The 25,286-nt window shown below is 72.6% G+C and carries 21 protein-coding genes; 8 read left to right on the forward strand and 13 right to left on the reverse strand.

The window, feature by feature from the left end:
* Positions 1-36: 36 nt before the first annotated feature.
* Complete coding sequence (locus tag HS041_RS20660) at positions 37-639, reverse strand: hypothetical protein (RefSeq protein WP_196442286.1); 603 nt, start codon at positions 637-639, stop codon at positions 37-39.
* A gap of 342 nt (positions 640-981) precedes the next feature.
* Here HS041_RS20660 and HS041_RS20665 point away from each other — a divergent pair, with 342 nt between their 5' ends.
* Entirely contained in the window at positions 982-3,954 is a 2,973-nt protein-coding gene (locus HS041_RS20665) for an ATP-binding protein (protein ID WP_196442287.1), read from the forward strand.
* A gap of 89 nt (positions 3,955-4,043) precedes the next feature.
* Here HS041_RS20665 and HS041_RS20670 read toward each other — a convergent pair whose 3' ends face one another.
* Both HS041_RS20670 and HS041_RS20675 read right to left on the reverse strand, forming a co-directional pair.
* On the reverse strand, positions 4,044-4,685 hold the full coding sequence (locus HS041_RS20670) for a response regulator (RefSeq protein ID WP_196442288.1): 642 nt from the start codon (positions 4,683-4,685) through the stop codon (positions 4,044-4,046).
* A gap of 76 nt (positions 4,686-4,761) precedes the next feature.
* Complete coding sequence (locus HS041_RS20675; protein WP_196442289.1) at positions 4,762-5,814, reverse strand: sensor histidine kinase; 1,053 nt, start codon at positions 5,812-5,814, stop codon at positions 4,762-4,764.
* A 129-nt stretch (positions 5,815-5,943) separates the two neighbouring features.
* Here HS041_RS20675 and HS041_RS20680 point away from each other — a divergent pair, with 129 nt between their 5' ends.
* The gene (locus HS041_RS20680) at positions 5,944-7,017 is read left to right on the forward strand and encodes a hypothetical protein (protein ID WP_196442290.1); all 1,074 of its coding nucleotides are present in this window, start codon (positions 5,944-5,946) and stop codon (positions 7,015-7,017) included.
* Between the two features lie 44 nt (positions 7,018-7,061).
* On the opposite strand, the gene chrA is transcribed toward HS041_RS20680, so the two are convergent.
* The 3 genes from chrA to HS041_RS39410 all read right to left on the reverse strand — a co-directional run bounded on the left by chrA (position 7,062) and on the right by HS041_RS39410 (position 9,298).
* Entirely contained in the window at positions 7,062-8,345 is a 1,284-nt protein-coding gene (chrA, locus tag HS041_RS20685) for a chromate efflux transporter (RefSeq protein ID WP_196442291.1), read from the reverse strand.
* Between the two features lie 216 nt (positions 8,346-8,561).
* Complete coding sequence (locus HS041_RS40105) at positions 8,562-9,170, reverse strand: YdeI/OmpD-associated family protein (protein WP_196442292.1); 609 nt, start codon at positions 9,168-9,170, stop codon at positions 8,562-8,564.
* A complete protein-coding gene (locus HS041_RS39410) occupies positions 9,167-9,298 on the reverse strand; it encodes a hypothetical protein (protein WP_255529981.1) in 132 nt (43 codons plus the stop codon). The genes HS041_RS40105 and HS041_RS39410 overlap by 4 nt, the downstream gene beginning before the upstream one ends.
* An 88-nt stretch (positions 9,299-9,386) precedes the next feature.
* Here HS041_RS39410 and HS041_RS20695 point away from each other — a divergent pair, with 88 nt between their 5' ends.
* Complete coding sequence (locus HS041_RS20695; protein WP_196442293.1) at positions 9,387-10,337, forward strand: helix-turn-helix transcriptional regulator; 951 nt, start codon at positions 9,387-9,389, stop codon at positions 10,335-10,337.
* A gap of 41 nt (positions 10,338-10,378) precedes the next feature.
* Here the strand turns inward: HS041_RS20695 and HS041_RS20700 are convergent, their stop codons facing one another.
* Positions 10,379-10,630: a TfoX/Sxy family protein gene (locus HS041_RS20700; protein ID WP_196442294.1), complete on the reverse strand. Its 252-nt coding sequence runs from the start codon at positions 10,628-10,630 to the stop codon at positions 10,379-10,381.
* A gap of 213 nt (positions 10,631-10,843) precedes the next feature.
* On the opposite strand from HS041_RS20700, the gene HS041_RS20705 reads away from it, so the two are divergent.
* Both HS041_RS20705 and HS041_RS20710 read left to right on the forward strand, forming a co-directional pair.
* Positions 10,844-11,734 (forward strand): M23 family metallopeptidase, encoded by an 891-nt coding sequence (locus tag HS041_RS20705; protein ID WP_196442295.1) that lies wholly within the window; start codon positions 10,844-10,846, stop codon positions 11,732-11,734.
* Between the two features lie 23 nt (positions 11,735-11,757).
* A complete protein-coding gene (locus tag HS041_RS20710; protein ID WP_196442296.1) occupies positions 11,758-12,705 on the forward strand; it encodes a M23 family metallopeptidase in 948 nt (315 codons plus the stop codon).
* Positions 12,706-12,770: 65 nt separating this feature from the next.
* Here HS041_RS20710 and HS041_RS20715 read toward each other — a convergent pair whose 3' ends face one another.
* Positions 12,771-13,493 carry an FHA domain-containing protein gene (locus HS041_RS20715; RefSeq protein WP_196442297.1) on the reverse strand — a complete coding sequence of 241 codons (723 nt, stop codon included), beginning with the start codon at positions 13,491-13,493 and terminating at the stop codon, positions 12,771-12,773.
* 112 nt (positions 13,494-13,605) lie between these two features.
* Here HS041_RS20715 and HS041_RS20720 point away from each other — a divergent pair, with 112 nt between their 5' ends.
* A complete protein-coding gene (locus HS041_RS20720) occupies positions 13,606-15,195 on the forward strand; it encodes a serine/threonine-protein kinase (RefSeq protein WP_196442298.1) in 1,590 nt (529 codons plus the stop codon).
* 42 nt (positions 15,196-15,237) lie between these two features.
* Positions 15,238-16,089 carry a DUF72 domain-containing protein gene (locus tag HS041_RS20725; RefSeq protein ID WP_230879156.1) on the forward strand — a complete coding sequence of 284 codons (852 nt, stop codon included), beginning with the start codon at positions 15,238-15,240 and terminating at the stop codon, positions 16,087-16,089.
* Positions 16,090-16,164: 75 nt separating this feature from the next.
* Here HS041_RS20725 and HS041_RS20730 read toward each other — a convergent pair whose 3' ends face one another.
* A complete protein-coding gene (locus HS041_RS20730; protein ID WP_196442299.1) occupies positions 16,165-17,028 on the reverse strand; it encodes an MBL fold metallo-hydrolase in 864 nt (287 codons plus the stop codon).
* A gap of 272 nt (positions 17,029-17,300) precedes the next feature.
* Positions 17,301-17,942 carry a DUF4396 domain-containing protein gene (locus tag HS041_RS20735; RefSeq protein ID WP_230879157.1) on the reverse strand — a complete coding sequence of 214 codons (642 nt, stop codon included), beginning with the start codon at positions 17,940-17,942 and terminating at the stop codon, positions 17,301-17,303.
* Positions 17,943-18,148: 206 nt separating this feature from the next.
* Here HS041_RS20735 and HS041_RS20740 point away from each other — a divergent pair, with 206 nt between their 5' ends.
* The gene (locus HS041_RS20740) at positions 18,149-18,544 is read left to right on the forward strand and encodes a hypothetical protein (protein WP_196442300.1); all 396 of its coding nucleotides are present in this window, start codon (positions 18,149-18,151) and stop codon (positions 18,542-18,544) included.
* A 76-nt stretch (positions 18,545-18,620) separates the two neighbouring features.
* Here HS041_RS20740 and HS041_RS38515 read toward each other — a convergent pair whose 3' ends face one another.
* The 3 genes from HS041_RS38515 to HS041_RS20755 all read right to left on the reverse strand — a co-directional run bounded on the left by HS041_RS38515 (position 18,621) and on the right by HS041_RS20755 (position 25,284).
* Positions 18,621-20,882, reverse strand: coding sequence for a pectinesterase family protein (locus HS041_RS38515; RefSeq protein WP_230879158.1), 2,262 nt, complete (start codon positions 20,880-20,882; stop codon positions 18,621-18,623).
* Positions 20,883-21,112: 230 nt separating this feature from the next.
* Positions 21,113-23,275, reverse strand: a complete 2,163-nt coding sequence (locus HS041_RS20750; protein WP_196442301.1) for an aldehyde dehydrogenase family protein — start codon at positions 23,273-23,275, stop codon at positions 21,113-21,115.
* Positions 23,272-25,284, reverse strand: a complete 2,013-nt coding sequence (locus HS041_RS20755; RefSeq protein ID WP_196442302.1) for a DUF6807 family protein — start codon at positions 25,282-25,284, stop codon at positions 23,272-23,274. The genes HS041_RS20750 and HS041_RS20755 overlap by 4 nt, the downstream gene beginning before the upstream one ends.
* Positions 25,285-25,286 lie beyond the last annotated feature (2 nt).

Here is a 25,286-nt window from a genome sequence, read left to right on the forward strand (position 1 = left end):
CTCCCCCGACCGGGACCCGGCCGGGTCCCGGTCGGGTCACAGACCCGCCCACCTGGTGGTGGCCAGCAGGTCACGCAGACCCGTGGCACGCGTGTAGATCAGCGTCAGCAACTCGCCCTGCAGGCCGGGCGGCAGGTCCATGTCGATGAGGTTCTCGCAGGCGGCGTAGATCACGGTGATCGCACCGCGCAGATCGGCTGATATGCGCTGGCGCTCGTGTTCACGCAGGCGTAGCCACCACTCGTCCAGATCGCTCCAGCCGGGCAGCAGGCCATCGCCGGCCGCGGCCGCCGCGAGGGCGGGTGGCGGCCCCTGCGTGGTCCCGGCCAGTTGCGCGGACGCCTCATAGCAGGGGCTGCACAGACGGTGGATCAGGCCGGTCGTGGTGTCGGTGCGCGCCGTACGGGCCCGTCGCCGACAGCACGTCCGGTTGCTCAGGTTCACCGTGGTGCAGCTGAAGTGAGCGGCCGGCCGGCACTCGGCCAGGGTGATGCCGTGGTAGGCCGCCGCGGCGGCCAAGGCCTCACGGCCGTGGTCGCCCAGCCACATCCGGCCGCGGCGCAGCCGGTATGTCGCCCCTTGGCCGGGCAGGTCCCCCAGCCACAACACCCGCCCTCCGTGGCGGTCATGCAGTTCCATACGCTTCCTTGCGCGTGACACTTCGAGGTGGACGGCACGGTCCAGACCGCGTCGATGGCATGTCTTCCATCGGCAGCCGGGGCGCCTTGCTGCAGGTAATCGCCGGGAAAGGACTCCGTCCCCTCCCGGCAGGCGCGGGACCGGCGATCGAGAACCCTCCGGCCCGGCCGGACCGTGCCGGTCGCCTCCGGGGCGCCCCTGCGGGACCGACGCCCGGCGACGCGGGACGTCTTCGGGAGCGCAGGACCGCGTCCGGGGGGCTGAGCCGGTGTCGCCGATGTCGGCGCCTACCGTTGAAGGAGGGGACGGGTGTGGATAACACCAGGTCAGGGGGATAAGACCGTGGTGACGACAGATCGCGTCCAGGACGCGTGGCGGATGCGGGCATTGCATGCCACCGGCCTGCTGGAGGCGCAGGAGGTGCCGCTGCTGGATCGGGTGACCGGGCTGGCGGTGCGGCTGGTGGATGCGCCGGTGGCGATGGTGTCGCTGATCACCCGAGATCGGCAGGTCGTCATCAGCGCGGCCGGGTCCGCCGGTTCCGGGCCGGTCCGCGACAGCTCCTTGTCGCAGTCCATGTGCCGGCAGATCGTGGCGACCGATGCCCCGCTCGTGGTGGCTGACGCGCGCGCCGATGCGCGGTGGCACGCCATCGACGCCGTGGGCGAGGGGCGGGTGACGGCCTATGCCGGGACGCCGCTGCGCACCGACGCAGGCCAGGTGCTGGGCGCGCTGTGTGTGATCGATCCCGAACCCCGGCAGTGGAGCGCCGAGCAGCTGAGGCTTCTGGACGACCTTGCCGCGATGGTGGAGGCGGAGATCGCCGCCCGGCTGGCCCGGGCCCGGGCGCAGGCGCAGGAGGCGCGCATGCGCACGGTGCTGGACCAGCGCGCGGACGCGTTCGTGTGCGTCGACGCCACCGCGACGGTGACGGGATGGGACGGCGCGGCCGAGCGGGTGTTCGGCTGGACGGAGGCCGAGGCCGTCGGGCGGCCGGCCGGGGAGGTGCTGGTTCCCGAGCGGATGCGGGAGACCCTGGAGGAGGACGTGCGCCGGGTGCTCGGACGCGGCGCGGCGGCGCCCGCCGAGCGCCTGGAGCTGACCGGGGCCGACCGCGACGGGCGCGAGTTCCCCGCTGAGCTGGTGGTGCGGGCCGCCGTCGAGCACGGCGAGCCGGTCCTGCACGCCTTGTTGCACGTCGCCGACGGCGAGCGGGCGGGCGAAGTGCCGTTGCAGGATCGGCAGGTGTTCCTGCAGGCGCTGCTGGACAATCTGGAGGTCGGGGTGGCCGCCTGCGACAGCGAGGGGCGGATCGTGCTGTTCAACCAGCCGCTGCGCGAGGACCCCCACCTCCTGCACCAGCCGGAGCACGTGTGCGACCTGGCGCCTTACGAGCTGTTCGCCGTGGACGAGCAGGTGACGCTGGACTACGAGCCGACACCGCTGAACTGCGAGCAGACACCGCTGGCACGAGCACTGGCCGGTGAGACGATCGACGGCAGGCACTACGGGGTGCGCACCCCGGCCGGCCTGCGCCGCTACCTGGTCAACGGCCGGCCGATCGAGGCCCCCGACGGCCGCCGCCTGGGCGCGGTGGCCGTCGTGCACGACATCACCGAACAGCATCGTGCCGAGGTGCTGCGTGACGCCCAGCACGCCGTGGCCAAGGCGCTGGCCGAGGCCGTCTCCAGCAGGCAGGCCGCCACCGGCGCGGTCGCCGCGGTCACCGAGGCACTGGGCTGGACCTGCGGAGAATACTGGCAGGCCGACCCCGACGGTGACGGCATCACCCGCATCGGCTCCTGGAGCACGCCGGGTCGGGACGTGTCGGCCTTCACCAGCGATGAGGAGATCAGCTTCAGGCCGGGACAGGGGCTGGCCGGGCTGGCCTGGACCACCGGCCGTGCGGTGTGGATCCCCGACCTGACGGCCGATCCGCGCGACTTCGTGCGCAAGCCGGCCGCGCTGCGGTCGGGACTGCGTGCCGCCATCGCCCTGCCGGTGCGCAGCGGTGAGAAGGTGCTGGGGGTGCTGGGCTTCTACGCCGACACCGTCCAGGAACCCGACGATGAGCTGGTCGACCTGCTCGACGGCGTCTGCGCGCACGTGGGCCGCTACACGGAGCGCCGCCGCGCCGAAGAGCTCGCCATGGCCCTGGCCGAGAGCCGCCGGCGCCTCGACCAGGTCGTCGCCCAGCTCAACGACGATGTGTGGAGCGTCGAGATCACCGCTGAAGGCGAGGCCCGGCCGGTGTATCTCAGCTCCACCGAGGGCGGCGTGGTCGGCGACCGGGTATCGGTCGGCAGCGGCGACATGATCGCCGTCATGGCCGATTACGTCCACCCCGACGACCGCAAGGCCTACATGGACTTCTGCACCACCCTCGTGAACGGCGCGCCGGCGCAGATCGAATGCCGCTTCGTCGACCTGCAGGGCGCCATGCGATGGATCTGGATCCGGGGAAGGCCACGCCGCGAAGGCGCGCGGTTGTTCGTCGACGGCGTCTCCACCGACATGACCGACCGCCGCCGCATGGAAGAGGAGCGTGAGCGCCTCCTCGCTCGGGAACAGCGGCAGGTACGGCGGCTGCGTGAGCTGGACGCGATGAAGGACGAGTTGATGGCGCTGGTCACCCACGAGCTGCGCAATCCCGTCAGCGCCATCCGCGGCTATGCCGAGATGCTGGCCGACGATGCGGACCTGACCGACGCCCAGCAGATGTTCGTCGACGTCATCGACCGCAAAAGCGCCCATCTGCAGCGCCTGGTCGACGACCTGCTGGAGCTGGCCCGCCTGGACGCCGGGCACATCGCCATCGATCTGCGGCTGGTCCACGTGACCCGGCTGGTGGGCCAGGCCGTCGACGACCACCGGCCCGCCGCCAAGGCCAAGAAGATCGATGTCATCACCGACCTGCCCGCCCGGCTGGCCGTCCACGCCGACCCGGTGCGGCTGCGCCAGGTGCTGGACAACCTGCTGTCGAACGCGATCAAGTACACCCCCGAAGGCGGCACCGTCACCGTCACCGCCGCGTCCGCCGACCGCGACGGCGGGGGCGGGGGCGGCGACGGCGTCACCATCACCGTCGCCGACACCGGCATCGGCATCCCGGCGGAGCAGTACGGGCAGCTGTTCTCCCGGTTCTTCCGCGCCTCCACCGCCAAGGAGGCCGGGATCAAGGGCACCGGCCTGGGGCTGGCCATCACCCGCTCGATCGTCACCGCGCACGGCGGCACCGTCACCGCCGCGCCCCGTGACGGCGGCGGCACCGTCTTCACCGTGCGCCTGCCGGTGGATCCGCCGACGCAGAGCTGAACGGACCCGCCGGCCGACGCCGGGGCGGCCCCGACGCCGCGGCCGGCCCGTGCGGCGCTGCCCGGTGCCCGGGGTCCGCCCCCGGGACGCTAACCGGTGTGCTCCATGTGGCCGGCGCTCCACGCCCATGCCGCGATGCCGACGCGATTGGCCGTGCGGGTCTTGCGCTGGATGTTGGCGATGTGTGTCTTGACCGTACCGGGGCTGATCATCAGTTCGGCGGCGATGTCGGCGTTCGTCCCGCCGCGCGCCACGAGCCGGGCGATCTCCAGCTCCCGGCCGGTCAGCGGCTCGGCGGGCGGCCGGCCGGAGGCTGCGGGGACGCGCAGGTGACGCAGGAGCCGGACAGTGATCTGCGGGCTGATCAGCGTGTCGCCGGCCATGGCCGCGCGGACCGCCTCAACGAGCAGCACAGGCCCCGACCGCTTCAACAGGAACCCGCAGGCGCCGTTGCGCAGCGCCGTATGGACGTACTCGTCGAGGTCGAAGGTGGTCACCACGATCACCCGGGTCTCGGCCGCCAGAAGTCTGGTGACCTCCAGCCCGTCCAGGCGCGGCATTCGGATGTCGGCGAGCACCACGTCGGGGCGCAGGTGGCGGGCTTGTTCGAGCGCGCTTCGCCCGTCGGCGGCCTCGGCCACGACGGTCATGTCGGGCTGGGAGTCGAGGATGAGCCGAAAGCCGATCCGCACGTCCTCCTGGTCGTCGGCGATGAGGATCCGCGTGGTCATGTCACCCTCCAGAGGGCCGGGGCCGGCGCGGCCGTGTCTTTGCGGGGAGAGCCGGAGGGGACGGGGTCCGGGGCCGTCACCGCGTGACCTCGGAGGCATCCGCGGCTTCGGGAGCCTGAGCGGGCAGCAGGGCGGTGACATGCCATCCGGCCCGGGTGGGGCCCGACGAGAGCGAGCCGCCCAGCATGCCGGCCCGCTCGGCAAGCCCGGCCAGCCCGAACCCGCCTCTGCCGGCGGATTCGGAACGCCCGCCACCGTCGTCGGCGACCCGCACCCGTACCGCCCGCCCTTCCGCGGTGACCTCGACCTCGACGAAAGTCGCCTGTCCGGCATGCCTGCGCACGTTGGTGAGCGCCTCGGTCACCACGCGGTAGACCGTGGCGGATGTCTCGCGGGACAGGTCGAGGCCGGGATCGACCCTGAGGCTCACCGGTGGTGAGAATCCGTCGACCAGCCCTTCCAGGCCCTCGACGCCCGGCAGCCGGCGGTCGAGGCCGGCGTCCGGTCGATCGTGGAGCATCTCCACGGTCCTGTCCATGGAGGCCAGCGCCCGCAGGCCGGCCTCCTCGATGCGCCGCAGCGCGTCGGCCACCGCGGGGGGCAGCGGGCCGGGCACCATGCGAGCGGCCTGGGCCTGGACGAGCATCCCGCTGACGTCGTGGGCGACGTAGTCGTGCAGGTCGCGGGCGAGTGCGAGGCGCTGCGCCCGTTTGGCCTCGGTCACCGCGCGGCTCCGGGCCGTGTCCAGTGAGCGTGTGTACAGGCCCATCGCGGCGGCCGCGATCGCCAGGAGAGACCAGCCCGCGCAGCCGGTGACCATGAGCGACGGCTCGCCCGGCCACAGGACGCGCATGAGCACCAAGGCGACCGCGGCGCCCGGCAGCCCCGCCGCCGCGATCGCCCGGCGGCCCGGCACGCACCGGGCCGCCCGCAGGACCAGCACGAGCAGCGCCAGCACCTCGACCATCAGCCACGCCACGCCGGCGGCCTGCCGTCCGAGCGGCGGGTGAACGGCGGTGACGACCAGGGACACCGCACCGGCCGTCCCCGCCGCCTGGGCGAGGGGCACCCGCGGCACGAAAGCCGCGACCATCGCACCCAGCGCCGCGAGAGCCGCGATCACGTCCATGCGATGGACTCTAGGGGGAAGCGCCCGCGGGTGGATCCGCCGAACGGCCGATCGGGCGGGGCGGCGGCCGTACCGGATCCGCCGGACGGCGGATAGGCCGCAGGCCCGCCCCCGGCCAGGCTGGTCGCCATGGACACGACAATCACCCAGGAGAAGGCCCGGTGGGCGCGGCGGGAGCGGTGGGCCCGGTGGGCGGCGCCCGCGGCGGGCGTGTGGTCGCTCGGGTACGGCGCGCTCGGACTCTGGTGGTCGCGTGGAGGGCCCGGCTTCCCCTTCGGGGAAGGCGACGTCCCCGACGCGCGGGCGGAATCGTTCCTCGGCTCGGCGACCGCGGCGGGAACCGCTCCCGTCATCGCGGTCCTCGGAGCCGGGGGCGCGCTGCTGGCACCGCTGCTCGCTCTGGTACGGCCGCGCGGCGTGCTTCGCGCCCTGGCACTCGTCTCCGCGTGGAGCGCCGCCTTCACGCTGGTCGCACTCGTTCCCGACGCACGGGTTCTGCTCGCGCTGGCCTACGCGCCGATCTTCCTGGCCGGGGCGCCGTGGGGCTGGCCCGATGCGGACTACTTCGAGGTCGCGCTGCCGTGGCCGGTGCTGAACCTGCTGGTCTGCCTGGCCGGCGGAGTGCTGTGGGGAGCCGCGGCGCTGGCGTTCCAGCGGCGCACCCGTGGCGCCTGCGAGAGCTGCGGCCGGGTGGAGGGCCGGGCCCCCGGATGGGCGAGCCCTGCCTCGGCGGAGCGGTGGGGCCGCCGGGCGGCGTACGTCGCCTTCGCCGTGCCGCTGTTCTACGCCGTGGTGCGGTGGGCGTGGGCGCTGGGGATCCCGTTGCTGCTCTCCGAGCGGGACCTCGACGGGCTCCACCGAAGCGGGCTGGTCTGGGCGGGTGCGGCGCTGGCGACGCTGGCGGCGATCGGAGGGGTTCTCGCACTCGGGCTGACGCAGCGCTGGGGGGAGATCTGGCCGCGCTGGGTGGTGGGGCTGGCCGGCAGGCGTGTGCCCCCCGCCTTCCCCGTCGTCTTCGCCTCGCTGGTCACGGCCGTGCTGGCGTCGGCCGGTGCCACGGCGGTGCGCATCACGGACTGGAGCGACCCGGCCGCCTGGCTGCTCAGCCCGATGGCGTACTGGCCCCTGTGGGCCGTCGCGCTCGGCGTCGCCACGCTGGGCTATCACCTGCGCAGGCGGGGGAGGTGCCGCCGGTGCGGATAGCCTCCGCCCGCCGTCCGGACGTCCGCGGTGACGCGCCGGTGGGTCTACTGCATGATCAGCACTCGGGCCAGGCCGATCACGGCGGCGACGGCGATGAACCAGGCGGTGTTGAGTTTGGTGCGCCACTGCAGGAGAAGCGCGAGTACGGCCAGGCCGACGGTGAGCGGATCCACGAACGCCTCGCCCGCCAGCTCGATCGTCACCCCCGCCATCAAGGCCAGCGCGGTGGCGTTGACCCCGTCGAGGAACGCCGACGACCAGGCCCGGTCACGGATGCGGTCGACGACCCGGGTGAGCAGGCCGACGAACACGAACGACGGTGCGAAGATCCCTACCGTGGCCAGCACGGCACCCGGAAGCCCGGCGACCACATAGCCGATGAAAGTGGCGGTGGTGAAGACCGGCCCGGGGGTGACCTGGCCGATGGAGATCGCGTCGAGCAACTGGTCTCCGGTGATCCAGCCGAGCCGTTCGACGAAGTCGCCCTCCAGGAACGCCAGGAGCACGTAGCCGCTGCCGTAGAGCACCGATCCGATCTTCAGGAAGTTCAGGAAGAGCTGGGTCAGCTGGCCGCCCGTGGGATCGGGGAAGCGCGGATCGCCCAGGAGCGGCAGGAACAGGGCGGGCGCCCCGCCCCGGGGAAGCCAGCTCTCCCCGGTGCGCACCGCCATGACCAGGAGCCCCCCGGCCGCCAGCACGAGCAGCTCGTCGACTCCGAGCAGGTAGGCCGCCAGCGCCGCCGCCGCGACCAGGCCGGTCAGCCGGCCTTTGACCGCGGTCTTCAGCAGTCCGGCCAGCGCCCAGACGACGATCGCCACGACCACGGGCTTGATCCCGTACAGCAGGCCTTCGGCGGCGGGCGTCCGGCCGTAGCGCGTGTACGCCCACGCCAGGGCCAGCACGATGGCGAACGCGGGCAGGATGAAGCACACCCCCGCCGCGATCAGCCCGCGCCACCGGGCGCGTTCGTGGCCGAGGTGGATGGCCAGTTCGGTGGAGTTCGGTCCCGGGATCAGGTTGGTGGCGCCCATGAGGTCGACGAACCGTTCGTCGGAGACCCAGCCGCGCCGCCGTACCAGCTCGTCGCGCATCATCGCGGTGTGCGCCGCGGGCCCGCCGAAGCCGATCACGCCCAGCTTGAGGAAGATCCCGATCACCTCGGCCAGTGCCCTGCCCGGACGCGCGCCGCGATCCTCCTCGCGTGCTCCGCCGTACGAGCCGCCCATCCGTGACCTCCAGCCGAATCCGTCAGGTGAGGCATTGTCGACCAGCCCGTTGAACGCGAGGTGAACGCCGGGGGCGGCGACGATGACCGCCGCCGATCGCATCACCCGATGGCCCGGGTGAGCGGCACGGCCCCAGTGGCGATCAGCAGGTGGCGATCAGCAGGTGGCGATCAGCAGGTGGCGATCAGCAGCCCGGACGACGCTATCAGCGGATTCGCGCGAAGCCGCCTTCGCACAACCGCGCCGAGAGGCCGCCGGAGGCCCCGATGAAAGCTCGGAGCCTCCACGCTGACGACCCCGGCCGTCCCCGCGGGCTCGTTACGACGATTCCCCGCCGGGTTCGCCTCCGTCGCGCACGCGGGTTCCGGGGTGACCGGCCCGGACGCCCACCGCCGCGAGGCTGACCGTCCGGTCGATTCGGCGCCGCCTGGTCTCCGGTCTTTTCGCCGCCGCCACCCACTCCAGGATGAGCCGTTTCGAGGACGGCGGGAAACTCTGGAAGTTCGTGCGGGCGGCCTCGTTCCGATCGAGTGATTCCCGCAGGTCATCGGGTACGGTCGCGCTCTCCGCGTCCGGCAGGACCTGCCAGGTCCCGTTGGCCTTGGCCAGCTCGATCGATGCGTGGCCGTGCTCGGTCATCAGACCCTGCTCGATCATCTGCGCGGCGCGCCGCCGGTTCACCCCGCTCCACCTGCTGCGCGGGTTGCGCGGGGTGAAGCGGAGTTGGGAGCTGTCGGCATCGCGTTTGCGCGCTTGGCTGTCGATCCATCCGTAGCACAGCGCGTGCTCGATCGCCTCGTGATACCGCAGGCTCGGCGTGCCGCTGTCCTTGTGATGGATGACCAGCCATACCTCCTTCTCGGACCGGCAGTTGCGTGCCAGCCACGCACGCCAGTCGGCGGTGGTGCTCGCGAAAAGGGTGTTCACGCCCCCGCCTCCGTCCGGCCGTGCGCGGCGAACCGGCTGTCGACGACGCCGGGCACCTCGGTGCGCCGGCTCCGGGCGGCCGTGAGGCCGCCGGCGAAGAAGCTGACGGTGGTGAGTCCTCGCAACATCGGGGCTTCCTTCCTTCGGTCGGTGACAGCCACCATTCTCCGGTCTAAAGTGCTCATCAACTGATCACTTTGTTGGAGAGCTGAAAGCATGCGCGCTGACCGGCTCGTCGCCGCCCTCCTGCTCATGCAGGCGCGTGGCCGGGTGACCGCCGCCGAGCTGGCCGCCGAGCTCGAGGTGTCCGTCGCCACCGCCCGCCGTGACCTGGAGGCGCTGTCCGCAGCGGGCATCCCGGTGTACCCGCAGCCCGGACGCGGCGGCGGCTGGTCGCTCGTCGGCGGCGCCCGCACCGACCTCAGCGGCCTGTCGGCGGCCGAGGCGCAGGCGTTGTTCCTGCTCGTCGGCCCGGCCGCAGCCGTCTCGGGCGAGGCCAAAGCGGCGCTGCGCAAGCTCGTACGGGCGCTGCCGCAGACCTTCCGGGCCGACGCCGAGGCCGCCGCCGACGCCACAATGATCGACCCCACCCGGTGGGGTGAGCGCGATCGCCGCCGACCCGAGATCGTGGACCTGCTGCAGACCGCCGTGGTCCGCCGGAGGAAGGTCCGCCTGACCTACACCAGCGGTGCCCGGGAGCGGACCGAACGGCTGGTCGACCCGTGGGGCCTGGTCGACAAGGACGACATCTGGTACCTGCTCGCCGGCACCGAGAGAGGGCGGCGGACCTTCCGGGTCGACCGGATCGCCGAGGCCGAACCGACCGATCTGCCCGCCGAGCGCCCGGACGACTTCACGCTCGCCACCGCGTGGAACGAGGTCGTCGGCGAGGTGGAGCAGCGGCGTTCACGCACCTGGGCGACTGTGATCATCGAGGCCAGGTTCGTGCCGGTGCTGCAGAACCAGTTCGGGCGGCACTGCCACACCGTCGGCGAGCTCGACCACGGCCGTGCGCGGGTCCGCCTCGCCGCCCCGACCCCGCTGGACATCGCCCGGAACCTCGCCGGCTGGGGCGCGATGGTCGAGGTGGTCGAACCGCCGTCCGTCCAGGCCGAGCTGGCGCGGATCGGCGCCGAGCTCTCCGGCCGCTACTCCGGCCGGCACTAGCCGGACGCTCCTGGCCGGACCGGCGCCGTGGGCGCGCCCGCTCACTCCTCGGCGAGCTCGGCGAGGAGCTCCTGCCTGCGCTCGGCGGGCAGGAGGCGCCAGTCGACGTCGGCCAGCGCGCCCTCCATCGCCCACAGGGCATTGAGCGACAACCCCGGCACGGCGGCGTCCCGCAGCCGCCGGTAGACCTCCACCGCGCCGAGCTCGGCCAGCAGGCCGGCGTCGCGGACACCCACCTGCTCCAGCCACACCTCGCTCTTGGGGCCCAGGTTGCGCAGGTCGCGGATCCTCACCCCGCTATTCTCCGGCACCGCGCTCCGCGGCGGTGCGGCGGGGACCGTGGTGAGGGGTCACGGGCGCGAGGGCGGGCCGGAAAGGGCGGCGCCGGCGCGGGGAAGGCCCGGGTGCCGCACCCCATCCTCGTAACTGGGAGGTAGCCGGCCCGCCCTGTTCTCCTGTTGTCTCATCCCGTCACCGAGCAACACGAGTGACGGGAGGGAATGACAATGACGACGACCAGACGGTCCCCGACCGCCCGCATGACGGCTGAGGCCGCCTGCGCGACCGCCGCGACGGCGTTTCTCGTCCTGGCCGGCCTGCCCGCTCAGGCCGACGCCACCGGCACCGCCGGAACGCGGGCGGCAACGGCGGGACCGAGCTTCCAGCTGCCGGTTCCCTGCGGTCAGCGATGGACGACGTCCACCCACGGCGGGCACGCCAACCAGTACATGGTCGACATGATCTCGCAGAGCGGCGCCACACACGGCACCGCCGTCCTCGCCTCCGCCGCCGGGCGGGTGACCACGTCGGCCTACTACAACGACGCGGGCAACACCGTCGTCATCGATCACGGCGGCGGCTGGGTGACCCGCTACCTGCACCTGGACAGCAGGGCCGTCGGGGTCGGCACCACGGTCGGCCAGGGCCAGCGGATCGGCGCCGTCGGCAACTCGGGGACGTGGACCAGCGGATCGCACCTGCACTACGAGCAGAAGCTGAACGGGGCGGTCGTCCAGGCCACCGTCAACGGGCACCTCATCCCTGTCAAGTGGTCGTACGGCCAGCACGCCGAGACCAGCAACAACTGCGGTGGCGGGGGGAACAACCCGCCCCCCGCTCCCAGGAAGTACATGGTCGACATCCACTCGGCCGCGCCCGGGCACTCCTCTCCCGGCGGCACCCGCACCGGGACCCTCAACAAGGGCACCGGCTACGTCTACTGCCGCACCCGGGGTCCCAAGGTCCAGGTCGGCGCCGACTACAACCACTGGTGGCTCAAGACCGACCTCGACTCCGGCAACCCCTGGCGGAACCAGTGGGTCTCGGCCTACTACCTCTCCCGCTGGGGCAACGACCAGGCCAAGGACAACAGCGGCAACGACATCCGCGACTGCTGACTCCGACCTAAGGACCGATTCCCATGACGACAGACAGATCACGGCGCATGCGACTGCTGCTGAGCATGGCGGGGCTGACCGTGCTGGCCGCGACCACGTTCCAGACGACCGGAGCCTCCGCGGCGTCCCCGCCCGCCCTGGGGTCCGCAGGAAAGTCCACCTCCGGGGCGGCGGCCCCCAGCCTGCAGCTGCCCTTCCCGTGTAACCAGCAGTGGAGGCTGGACAGCTGGGCGCACGCCCCCGCGCTCGACATGGTCAAGGAACCGAACCAGAGCGGCACCGAGGGCGCCGCACTCGTCGCCCCCGCTGCCGGAACCGTCAGCCAGTCCTACTGGCACAACAACGCGGGCAACGTGATCCAGATCAACCACGGCGGCGGCTGGTTCACCACGTATCTGCACCTCCAGTCACGGGCCGTCGGCGTCGGTGCCGGGGTGCAGCAGGGCACCGTGATCGGCAAGGTGGGCAGAACGGGGCCGACCTCCAACAACCATCCGCACCTGCACTTCGAGCTCGGGTACGACTCGAACGGGGACGGGCAGGCGTCCTGGGGCTTCTCGGGTGCCGAGCGGGTCAAGGCCGCCTTCAACGGCGTCACGTACGGCAGCGGCAACAACCAGACTTTCCGCAACGTCACCAGCCGCAACAAGTGCGGCGGCAACGACGGGGGCGGCACCGGTTCCGGGCCGAACCCCAGGAAGTACATGGTCGACATCCACTCGGCCGCGCCCGGGCACTCCTCTCCCGGCGGCACCCGCACCGGGACCCTCAACAAGGGCACCGGCTACGTCTACTGCCGCACCCGGGGTCCCAAGGTCCAGGTCGGCGCCGACTACAACCACTGGTGGCTCAAGACCGACCTCGACTCCGGCAACCCCTGGCGGAACCAGTGGGTCTCGGCCTACTACCTCTCCCGCTGGGGCAACGACCAGGCCAAGGACAACAGCGGCAACGACATCCGCGACTGCTGATCGGGGCGGCGACCGGGGAAGGGCGGGGGCGGCACCACCTCAGGTGCCGCCCCCGCCGCGTCGTGTCAGGCACCGGGCCGGGGAAGAAGGGCGAGATGCTCCCGCCGTACCAGGTCGAACCGGAGCGCGAGCGAGACCAGCGCCGCCCGCTGCCAGTCGGCCTTGCCCTCGTCGCCGTCCTGCCGGACCCGGAGTTTGCTGGCGGCCAGGTACTTGATGTGGAAGGAGATCGCCGAGGGGGTGAGGCCGGATCCGGCGAGCCGATCGGTGATCTGCGGCACCGTCGGGATCACCGGCGACGACGGGTCGCGCAGGCGGGGCTCGCAGAGTGCGACGAGGACGAGGAAGTACTTGGCGGTCGGGTCGAGAGGGAAGGCCACGGATGTCTTGGTCCCCGAGGAGACGGACAGGGGGTCGAGGAAGGGATGGGCGGGGGCGAAGACGAGGAAGGAGGTGGCGCCCTCGTCGCTGGGAAGGATCACTCTGGCGAACTCGAACGGGACCGGCGCGTCGACCCGTCCCGGGACCACCTTGACGAACTCCCCGCCGCCCTCGGGGTTCTCCACGACGTAGGTGTGGGCCCGGCCCAGATTGGTGAGGGTCCAGTAGGTGTCGACGGCGCGGATCCGGCCGGCGAGCCGGGACACCGCCGGGTGGTGGAGAACGATGTCCACCTCGATGTCGGGAGCCCCACGGCCGAAGGTGACGGCGTTGCCGGGGGTCAGCTCCCAGGAACGCAGGTCGGCTCCGTCGTCCGCCGCGTCTGTCTGGATCAGGACCGTTTCCACCTGCCGCACCCTAGCCGCATATCGGAGCGTTGACGGACGATTCCGCAGTGTTGATACTCATGGTGGCCAGGGGGAGCTTTGTTCCTATTCGCACCAGTGTTACAGGTTATGCATGCACCAACCGACTTATGCAGGGCGCTACCGCATCGACAGGCGTCTGGGCGAAGGCGGGTTCGCGACGGTGTGGCTGGGCCATGACGAGGAACTGCACGCGCCCGTCGCCATCAAGATCCTCGCATCCCACTGGGCGGAACGGGAGGGCGTCAGGCAGCGCTTCTTCCAGGAGGCTCGGCTGCTCCGCCGGGTCGACTCCCACCTGCTGGTCCAGGTCTTCGACATCGGAGAACTCCCCGACGGCCGGCCGTACTTCGTCATGACCTACGCCGACCGGGGCACCCTTGAGGACAGGCTCGCCGAGGGCCCGCTTCCCCTCGGCGAGGTGCTGCGCGTGGCCGAGGCGGTGGCGTCCGGCCTCACCGCCCTGCACGCGACGGACGTCGTCCATCGCGACATCAAGCCCTCCAACGTGCTCGTCCACTCGCCGGCCAGCGGGGAGGACGGCGATCGGCTGCTCCTGTCCGACCTGGGCATCGCCAAGCGGTTCGCCGCCACCAACGGGCCCACGGCGGGGCTCGGCACCCCCGGGTACGCCGCCCCGGAGCAGCTGCCGCTGGGCCAGGGCCTCGACGCACGCACGGACGTCTACGGCCTGGGCGCACTCGTCTACCACCTGATCTCCGGGCGGGTTCCGGCGCCGTACGGCGAGCAGGAGCGCCCGGAGGCGACGCGTCCGGAGATCCCCGCGGCGGTCGGCGACGTGGTGATGAAGGCGCTGGCCGCCGACCAGGAGACCCGCTGGCCGTCCGCGCGGGCGTTCGCGGACGCGCTCTCGGCCGCCGCGGAGCGCCGGGAGGCAGAGCCCGCACGGGGCGGCGGAGGGACGCGGACCGCCCGGGGCGGTGATGAGGCGCGGACCGCCCGGGGCGGTGATGAGGCGCGGACCGCCCGGGGCGGTGATGAGGCGCGGCCGGTCGCAGGCCGCACGCGGCACATCCCGAACCTCGTGGCGCCCTTCAGACGACACGCCCTCCTCGGTGGAGGCGTCCTGATCGCGGCCCTCGCGAGCGGCGCCCTGCTGCTGCGCGGTGCCGACCTGCCGGCCGGCGGCCCGGCCTCGTCCACCCCCTCCGGCCCGGCTGCCTCCTCCGCGACCGGGGCGCCGGCCGCGACCGACCGCCACGCCCGTTGGCTCAACGTGCGCAGTGACGTTCCCGAGCGGTACCGCGACTTGATCGTTCAGGCGGGGCACACCTGCGACCTGCCCGGTCTCAGCCCCGCCTTCATCGCGGCCCTGCTCAAGGCCGAGAGCGGCTTCGACCCCGATCTGTCCGATCCCGAACGCGACGAGTACGGCATCGCGAGGTGGACGCCGCATGTGCTGCGGTTCTGGCAGCCGGGCGGTCGGAAGAACCCCGTGCCCGAGCCGCCGCTCTCGCCCGAGCTGTCCATCCCGGCGATGGGCCGGTTCTTCTGCAAGCTCGGACCGCAGATCGCCGAAGTGCCGGGCGACCCCGAGGCGAACCTGGTCGGCCTCTACCGCACCGGCGTCGACGTGGTGCGCGAGCACGGCGGTGTCCCGGGGGAGTGGCGCGAGCACGCCGCCCGGGTCAAGCGGTATCTCGACGACTACCGGCCGCGCTGACGGCCGGCCAGGCTCCCGCGGGGCTTCGGTAGCGTCGAGGCCATGCAGCTTCATGTGGGGTGCGCGATGTGGACGCACAAGCCGTGGCAGGGACGCCTCCTGCCTCACCCGCTCCCTCCGGGGGAGCGCCTGCGGGCCTACGCGACCTGGTGCAACGCGGTGGAGGGCAACACGACGTTCTACGCGACACCGGCGAGAAGCGCCGTGGAGTCGTGGGCGCGGCAGGTCGCCCCCGACTTCCGTCTCGTGGTCAAGCTGCCCAGAGCGATCACGCACGAGCGTCGTCTCACCGGCGCCGACGAGGAGCTCCGGTCGTTCCTGGAGGCGATCGAGCCACTCGGCCCGCGGGCCCACGCCCTCTGGGTGCAGCTACCCGGGTCGTTCACTCCGGCCGACCTCGGCGTCCTGGCCGGTTTCCTCCGCAGGCTCCCCGCCGCGTACAGATACGCCGTCGAAGTGCGCCACCGAGCGTTCTTCGACGATGCGAGGTCGGAAGGGCTCCTCGAGAGGGTTCTCTCCGGTGCGGGGGCCGAGTGGATCCCGTTCGACACCACCGCGCTGTTCCAGAGCCCTCCGACCAGCGACGCGGAGCGGGAGGCGTGGACGAAGAAACCGCGGATGCCGCGCCGGTCGCGGGCGCTCACCGACCGCCCGATCGTCCGCTACCTCGGCCGGGACGACACGGCGCGTACGGTCGAGGGCTGGCAGCAGTGGATCGGCACCGTCACCGGGTGGCTGCGAGAGGGCCGGTCGCCGACGGTGTTCATCCACACTCCCGACAACGCCGACGCGCTGACGCTGGCCCGCCGCTTCCACGACGACGTGCGGGCCTGCCTGCCGGAGGTCGAGCCGTTGCCCCAGCCGACGCCGGTCGAGCCGCTGACCCTCTTCTGACCGGCCGGACCGCGCCGCGGTGGACGGCTTCGGGCTCGGCCGGGCACGGTCCGCCGGACCCGGCCGAGCCGCCTTTCACGCCGACGGCGGGGCCGCCTGCGGGGCCCGGAGGAGGAAGCCGGTGCCCTGCCGGTGGACCGTTCCGGAGCGGGCGAGATGGGCGGCCAGGAAGATGCCGGAGCGGTCGGCGAGGTCGTCGAGCACGCGGCGGCGCGACCGTGCGGCCAGGGCGGGGTCGTCGCAGAGGGACGAGGAGACGTCGGGGCGGGCGAGTTGCAGGGGGTGGTGGACCAGGTCGCCCGCGATGACCGCGGTCCGGCCGCCGTCGGTGATCTCCACGACGAGGTGGCCGGGGGTGTGCCCGGGGGCGGGCAGCAGCCGTACCCCCTCGTCGATCTCGTGGATCCCGGCGACCAGGTCGAGCAGGCCGGCGTCCCGCAGGGGCAGGACGCACTCGCCGACCCGGTCGGCATGCCGGACGCGGCCCGTGGTGAAGTGCTCGTACTCCGCCTCGGCCAGCAGATAGCGCGCGCGGGGGAAGGCCGGCTTCAGGTCCTCGGTGGTGTTCCAGCCGATGTGGTCGTGGTGGAGGTGGGTGTTGACGACGACGTCCACGGAGTCGGGTTCGATCCCGGCCTCCTCGAGGGTGGTCATCCACCGGGAGGTGAAGCCGGGGAAAGGCCCTTTCCTTCCCTGCTTGCCGCCGCCGAGACAGGTGTCGACCAGGATCGTGGTGCCGGCGCCGAGGACGGCGAAGCCGGTGACGACCATCGGTTCGCGCATTCCCCCGGCGGCCAGGAGCGGGGTCAGCTCCTCGGGGGGCAGGTCGGGGAACAGCCGCTCGGGGGGCAGGACCTGTCCGGCCGCGTCGATCAGCGGGACGACGGTGCGCCGTCCGACCGCGACGGACGCCGGCTGGGGCGGGATGTGCAGGGACACGGTCGGCTCCTCGGAGAGCGGGTTTCCATATCGAACAGGAGTGTTCGGAAAAGGAGGTACCGCCTGATGGGAGCGGGGGTCAACCGTCAGATGGGACGGTGCCGTTCACTACGGAACACTCGGGGAGCGTCTGTCCGGGAATCCGCGGCCCGTGCCCGGGGCTGTGAGCGGATCTCGTCCTCCGGCGTCCTGCACGGCTCGCCGGATGCGGCGGACCCGGCGGCGAGCCGTTGCACGAGATCCTCCGTCCTGCGGTGAGGCGGCCGGCGGGGTCAGTGGTGGTAGGCGTGGACGACCGCGTGGCCCTTGCCCCGGCCGATGATCCACTTGTTGACCGGGGTGGTGACGAGGAAGGCCACGAGGAAGGCGAAGGCCAGCGCGCCCCAGAACAGGCCGGTGGCCAGGCCGGCGTCCATGGCGCCGGGGATGACCAGCATGACGCCGTTGTCGACGATCTCCATGACGATGATGGAGACGGTGTCCGCGGCGAGAGCGAGCTTGATCGCGGTGCCCCAGCTCACCCCGGCGCGGCGCAGCGGGATCAGGGTGAGCAGGTAGCCGAAGAAGAAGGCCAGCGCCACGGCCAGGACGATGGTGGGCGCGGTGGCCCAGCCCAGCGCGGTGCCGATGACCAGCCCGAGGACCTCTCCGATGGCGCAGCCGGTGAGGCAGTGCAGGGTGGCGGAGGCGGCCATCCGCCAGGTCGTCCTGGCGGGGTGGCCCGCGTGCGCGTGGCCGCCATGGTCCTCACGGCTTTCGTGCTGCCCGTGCTCACCGTGGTGTTCCCGCGGCTCGTGCCCTTCGTGCCGGGCGCTCTCCTCGTGGTCGTCCGGGCCGTGGTGCGTTTCGTGGCGGTGGTGGTCGTGGGAGCCGTGGTGTCCTTCGTGCCGGGTTCGGTCGGCGGGTCCGGTCATCGTGCTCTCCTTGTCGATCGGTCGGGGTGACACCTCTGACGATATACCCCTGGGGGGTATATCGCAACCGGCTCCCCGGCGTCTCGCGGCTGTCGCCGCGAATCCGGAGGACCCGTTTGCGGGCCGGGTGCCGAGGCCGCCGCCCGGGCGGGATCTTCGGTCCCGTCGGCACGGGGACTGTCGGGTGGTTCCGCTAGGTTTCCGGCATGACGATTCGTCCCACGGACCGATGGCGCAAGCGCATCGAAACAGAGGCACAGCAGATCGCCGCGGGCGAGCTGGCCGCGAGCGAGGCATATTACGCCGCGCGTTACGGCGATGCGGTCACCCCTGCCGAGGAGGCCTTCCGCGTTTTCGAGGAGGAGCTGAAGACCCTCGCCACCGCCTCGGACGACCACGTGTTCGCCGCCGTCGAGCGCGTGGCGGTGGCGCTGAACACGATCGACGCCGAGTGCGGCGTCGGCTTCGACACCCTCGACCGGGAGGATCTGTGCGACTACATCGACGCCTCCCTGTCCGGGGCGGGGATCGATGTGGACGCGCTGGCCGCACGCCGCGGCATCGGCCGGGCGGAGATCACCGACGAGTGGCGTGACTGGTGACGCCGTGACGACCTGACCGGTCGCGTCCGGTACGGCCCGCGCGGCGCGGGCCGTACCGGACGTCGGCGCCGGTTCCTCAGCCGATGCGCCCGGCTCCCGCCCGCGCGGGGACGAGACCGCGCAGCGCATGGGCGGGGTGGACCTGGGTGAACAGGGTGGGCGTCCAGCCCGCGTCGGAGCCGAGGGCGGCGCCGTTGGCGGCGTTGTAGGCGGCGACCGGGTCGGCGGGCCTGCCGTCGACCAGGTTGTCCCTGGCGGTGGCCGCGGTGCCTTTCAGGACCGACAGCACCTTCCCGGCCGGGATGCCGTCGAAGGCGTTGGCCTGCGCGTAGACCTGCGAGCCGTAGCCCACGCCGATGCTGTACTGGTAGATGTCCGAACCGGTGTAGTAGTTGTTGTACACGTGCACCTGGCCGAATCGCACCCGCGGGGTCCGCTGGCCCAGGCCCTCGAAGTGGTTGTGGTGCAGCGTCACCTTGAGCTTGTCGGCCTCGCCGTACCTGGTGGGGTTGTCGGTGTTGCCGATCAGCGTCACCTTGTCGTGGTTGCTCATGTGGTTCCACGACAGAGTCACGTAGTTCGAGCCGCGCACCACGTCCAGCAGCCCGTCGTGGACCTGGTACGGCCGGCCGAAGTAGAGCGGCTGGCCGGAGTCGGGGTTGTCGCCGTCGCTGAGGAAGTTGTGGTCCAGCCACACGTGCGTGGAGCCGGAGACCTCGACGTTGTCGAAGGAGGCGTTCCACGCGCCGTCCTCGCCGTCGGTCGGGTCCCACTGCGGGAAGCAGTCGGAGGTGTCGGTGATGGTGAGGTTGCGGACGATGACGTTGTCGGCGTTGGTGATCCGGATGCCGAAGCTCTTCAGCGCGGCGTCGGGACCCAGCCCGACCAGGGTGACGTTGGAGCCGAGGGTGACGGTGACGTGTTGCGCCATCTTCTCGTAGGACGCCTTGCGCGCCTCCTCCAGCGGGCCTGAGGGGACCTTGTCCCTGCCCCAGACCGCCGGGTCGTAGGCGGCGAGATAGGCCTGGAGGCTGTAGCCGTCCACCGCGTAGCTCGCGCAGGTGAGCGGGTTGCCCGCGTCGTCGGTGTCGGCGTCGACGGCGCCCTTCACATAGATGATCTTCGGGGTGTTGTCGGCGGGGTCCCCGATCGCGGCGAGCAGCTGCGCCCGGGTGGAGACGATGTGGATGTCCTCGGGGCGGGCGGCCGAGCCGCCGGTGGTGCCGGTGCCCGCGGCGGCCCAGCCGTCGTTCTTCGGGAGCACCTGGCGGCCGGGTTGGTGGTCGGAGCCGGTGGGGAAGCTGCGGAAGGGGTCCCAGCCGTCCTGGCCCCTCAGGTAGTCCTCCGGATCGAACTGCCTGGCCTGCTCCCTGGTCAGCTGCGGCCGGTCGCCGTTGACGGCTGCGCCCGGACCGCGGTTGAGGTACTCCGAGAGCCGGGCCTCCCGCCAGTTCAGACCGGACATGTCGGTCCAGGGCGCGTCCTTGAACTGCTGGCCGAGCCAGGACTCGCGGACCAGGACCTGGCCCCGGGCCGTGGCCGAACCGCCGGCCGGCCACGGACGGCCCAGGTGGAAGGTCTTGGCGGGGGCGTCGCTGACCAGGTGGCTGCGGTAGATCAGGAAGCCGTAGGGGTTGGACAGTTCGGTGCTGGCGGCGGTGACGTACCCGTTGTTGTCGGTGCTGCCGCGGTCGAGGGCCTTGAGCACGCAGTTGTGGAACACCGCGGTGGCCCGGCCGAAGATGAAGTCGACGTCACCTTCGACGTAGCAGTTGCGGAAGTACTGCCGGGCCACGGTGGTGGCGGAGGAGGTGTTGGCGTAGAGGGTGTCCTGGTTGCCGATGAACCGGACGTTCTCGTAGACCTGCCGGTCACCGGTGGTCCGTACGGCCACGGCCTGGCTGTTGCCCTTGGCGGCCTCGTCGTAGGAGTTCTCGAAGGTGAGGTTGCGGGCGGTGAAGTCGGGCGCGCTGATCGCGTAGGAGGCGCTGCCCGAGGTGCCGTAGGTCCCGGAGCCGTCGGGCTTCGGGGCGGAGGCGGCGGCGTCGAAGGTGAGCACGACCTTGCTCGGGTCGCGGGTGGCGCCGACCAGCGAGATGTACGGCTTGTCGGCGGGGATGACCACCTGCTGCTTGTAGGTGCCCTCGCGGACCAGGACGGTGACCGGCCTGGCGTTGCCGGAGGGGACGGCGTTGATCGCGTCCTGCACGGTCCTGTGGTCGCCGGAGCCGTCGGCCGCGACCACGATGGTGGCGGGAGGCGGGGTGGCGGAGACGGCCGGGGCGGCCGTCGCGATGATCGTGAGAGCGATCACCGGGGGGAGTGTCAGAAGTCGCATGTGCAACCTTGAGGGGAAGCGGCAATCGGTTGTATGAAACGCTGACGTAATCCCGCATTAACGTCAATACCCACTAGAAAATCACGGGTCATTCCTGCAATCGATTGCAGTTCATGGCGGAATCGGGGCATGCCTGCGGCCCCGGGGACGGGGAGGCCCACCGGGGCCGCGGAAGTGGGACGGGACGAGGGTGAAAGGGCGGCGGGGAAGCGCCGCCGGGGCGGGAAGGGTCAGGGCAGGGTGAGCATCCCGTTCAGGCGGCGGGGGAGCCGCCACGGGTTGTCGTCCCGCAGCGCCTCGGGCAGCAGGTGCGCGGGGCAGTTCTGGTAGACGACCGGCCGCAGGAACCGGAAGATCGCCGCGGTGCCGACCGAGGTGGTCGACGGCTCGGTGGTCGCCGGGTACGGACCGCCGTGCTGCTGCGCCCAGCCGACCGCGACCCCGGTCGGATAGGCGTCGAAGACCAGCCGCCCGGCCCGGTCCCGCATCACCGTCATGATCCGGGCGGCGAGCTTCTCCTCCTCGGGCTCGCTGTGCAGGGTCGCGGTCAGGTTGCCGGGGGTGGCGGCCAGGGCATGGAGCAGCTCGTCCTCGTCGCCGTAGGTGAGCACGACGGTCATCGGCCCGAAGCACTCCTCCAGCAGCAGCTCGGAGGCGTTCAGCGCGGAGACGGGCCCGGTCAGCAGCCGGGCCGTCACCTGCCGCTCGCCGCCGACCTGCCCGGTGGCCGCCACGCGCACGCCCGGGATGACCTCCCGCTCGCCCGCGCCCGTCGTGAAGCTCTCCCGGATGCCGTCGCCGAGCAGCACCTGCGGGTCCAGCTCGGTGAAGTGCCGCGCCATCTCCTCGACCAGCGCGCCGTCCGCCGGGGCCAGGACCAGCCCCGGCTTGACGCAGAACTGCCCCGCGCCCAGCGTCGCCGAGGCCACCAGCCCCGCCGCGATCTCCTCGGTACGGCGGGCCGCCGCGCCGGGGGTGACGACGAGTGGGTTGAGGCTGCCCAACTCGCCGTAGAACGGGATCGGCTCGGGACGGGCCTTGGCGATGTCGTACAGGAAGCGCCCGCCGGGAATCGACCCTGTGAACCCGACCGCCTTGACCAGCGGATTCCTGACCAGCGCGACGCCCGCCTCACGGCCGTGGACGAGCTGGACGACCTCGGCGGGGAAACCCGCGCCGCGGGCGCCCTCCTGCAGCGCGGCCAGGGTCAGCTCGGAGGTCTCCGGATGCAGCGAATGGGCCTTGACGATGACCGGGCAGCCCGCGGCCAGGGCGCTGGCGGTGTCGCCGCCCCCGACGCTGAAGGCGAAGGGGAAGTTGCTGGCGGAGAAGACGCCGACCACGCCGAGCGGGACGTTCATCCGTCGCAGGTCGGGCTTGACCCCGTCGGCGGCGTCCAGCCGCACGTCGAGGAAGGAGCCCTCGCGCAGCGCCTCGGCGAACAGCCGGAGCTGGCCGCTGGTCCGGGCGACCTCGCCGGTCAGGCGGGGCGGGCCGAGCGCGGTCTCGGCGTCGGCGGCGGCGACCAGGTCGTCCACCCGCGCGTCCAGCGCGTCGGCCATGGCCTCCAGCAGGGCGGCCCGCCCCGGCGGCCCGGAGACGTCCAGAAGGGGGAGCAGCGCCTCGGCCTCGCGGCAGGCGCGGCCGACCTCCTCCGGGCTGGTGGAGGCGTACTCGTGGCGGCGCTCGCCCGAGCGGGCGTCGATGCTCCAGACAGGCATGACCGGTCTCCAATCCATGAGGTCGGGGTCGGGCGTCCTGACCGCCCGGGGGAGCAGGTCGCCGGCGGCTTCCAGCAGCAGCCTGGCCACCTCGACCGCGCCGCGCGCGGTGAAGTGGGTGTCGTCGGCGCTGCCGCGCGGGTAGTTGGGGTGCGGGTCGAGCCAGAGGAACAGCTCCCTGGTCGCCTCCGGGCCGAGCTCCCGCCAGCGCCGCAGGCTGGCGGCCTGCAGATCGACCAGCGGTACCGCCTCGGCGGCGGCCAGGTCCCGCATCGCGCCGGGGTAGCGGCCGTGTGTGCCCTCCGTGCCGCAGGTGCGCCGTTCGACGGAGGTGACCAGCACGGGGCGGGCGCCCCGTTCCCGGGCCCCGTGCACGTAGCGGCGCAGGAATTCCTGGTAACCGCCGTACGGCGGGGCGAAGCGGCCCTGCTCGTGCTTGCCGTCGTTGTGGCCGAAACAGACCAGCAGGACGTCGCCGGGGCCGAGGGCGGACATGATCCGCTCGTACATCCCCAGCCGCTCGACCGAGGTGCGCGCACTGGCGCCGGGGACGGCCTCGTTGACGACGGGCACGTCCCAGAAGAGCGGAAGCGCCTGCCCCCAGCCGGCCTGCGGCGCGAGCGTGACCGGGTAGGTGGCAGCGGTGGAGTCTCCCGCGACGAACACCCTCACGACGCCGCCTCCGTCCCCGCCGCCGCGGCCCCTGCCAGCTCCGCGGCGACGGCCCTGCCGAGCCGCCCGTCCGCCACGACCGTCACCACCCGCCGCCGCAGCGTGTCCGCGACGGCCAGCGGCCGGTCCCAGGCCAGCGCGGGGCCGACGCCGGGATACTCGGCCACGCGCACGAACCACGGGTCCACGTGCCCGACCTGGACGAAGACCAGACTCCAGGCGTCCGAGACCAGCGCCAGCCAGGGGGAGCGGCTGCCGTGCACGTCCCGCTCGCCCTCGGCCTCGCCGGTGAACACGGCCGGCCCCGCCGCGCCCGCGGGCGCGCGCCAGAAGAATCCGCCGTACCCGGCACCCGGCCGCCCCTTGCACGCCGAGCTCCTGATCTCCAGCGGCTCGCGCACGGTGAGCGCGAAGGCGAAGTCCAGCGCCCAGGCGCCCATCGGCGCGTCCGCCGGCAGCGGCCTGGCCAGCACGGTCCGCTCCTCGCGGGCGACGGCCGCGCCGCCGGGGCCGAGCCAGGTCAACTCCTCGCGGAACCCGCCCTCGATCTCGGTGAAGGCGTCGTGACGCTGGCATCCGTGGTCGTCCAGCCAGACCGGGCCCCGGCCGCGGACGAAGGTCCGGCCGCCCCAGAAGTTCACCCCGCCGACGTCCGCTATGGCCAGGCCGGCGCCCAGGTGGTGGACGTGGTCGGCGGGGCGGAACTCGGTCACCTCCGCGCCGCCGAGGGTCCGCACCGGGTGGAGGTACGGCCGCGGCGCGTCGGTCACCGGCAGGTCGGGCCGCCACACGTAGGAGGCGACCGCCGCCCCGCCCACCTGCAGCTCCCGGGCGGCCGCCTCGTCCGCCTCCAGCTCTCGCGCGGACGACTCACCCGCTCCGGACTCCCGCGTGACCGCCCAGGCCGCGTCCAGCTCAGAGAACAGGGCCAGCCGCTCGGCGCTGCGGTCCGTCAGCTCCCGGACGCCGGGCAGCTCGCGCCGGTCGGGATGGATCACCTGATGCCCGTCGGCGATCGGCAGCGGGTCGGGCGCCAGCCGTACCGCCTCGAGGAACTCCATGAAGGCGCCGGTGCGGGCCAGCGGCACCAGCAGCTCCGCGCCGGTCCTGACGTGCGCGACCAGGTTCTCCAGCAGGTTCGCCCGGGGGTGGACGGCGCCGTCGAGGTCGTCGGTGGTGTAGGTCAGCCGGGCCGTGCCCGCCGAGCCGTGCACGATGAGGTACGGTTCGGTCCGTCCCGTCGCGCACAGCGTCACGGCCACAGTGATCACCCGGCCGTCCGCCAGGCGGATCCTGGCGGAGGCGGTGTCGTCGGCCTCGATGGGGTTGGCGTGGAACAGCTCCAGCTCGACCGAGGCGATCGCGCCGCGCTCCTCGGCGCCGGCGACCGCCAGGGCGGTGGCCGTGGCGTGCGCGAACGGATTGGTCAGCGCGCCGTCGACCACGTCCCGTCCGTCCAGCCGCCGCCGGCCCGACCAGGCCGAGCGGGTGAAGTAGTCGGCGGGCCGCTCCCAGGCACCCGCCACCCCGATGCCGCGGATCTCGCCGAGCTCGCCGGAGGCGATCAGCTTGCGCAGCGCGGGGACCGCGGCGGAGCCGAGGCTCTGGAAGCCGACCTGACAGGCCAGCCCGCTCTCCGTGACCGCCGCGGCGATCCGCTCGAAGTCGGCCAGCGACGACGCGGGGGGCTTCTCCAGCAGCAGGTGCGAGCCCGCGCGCAGCGCGGTCACGGCGAGGTCGGCGTGGGTGTTGATGGGCGTGCACAGGATGGTGATCTCCGCGCCCGTGCGCTCGATCAACCCGGCCAGGCCGTCGGGGCGCGCCTGCTCGGGAGCGCCGAGGCCGTGCAGCCGGTCCTCCTCCACCGGACGCACATCGCAGACGCCGACCAGCTCGACCAGCCCGCGCCCCGCCAGCCCGCGCAGGTTCTCCAGATGCGAGCGGCCGTGGCCGTACGCGCCCGCGAGCACGACCCTGGTCACCCGGTCACCGGTCGTGCCCTCGGTCATGC

This window comes from Planomonospora sp. ID67723 (assembly GCF_015711605.1).
GTDB lineage: Bacteria > Actinomycetota > Actinomycetes > Streptosporangiales > Streptosporangiaceae > Planomonospora_A.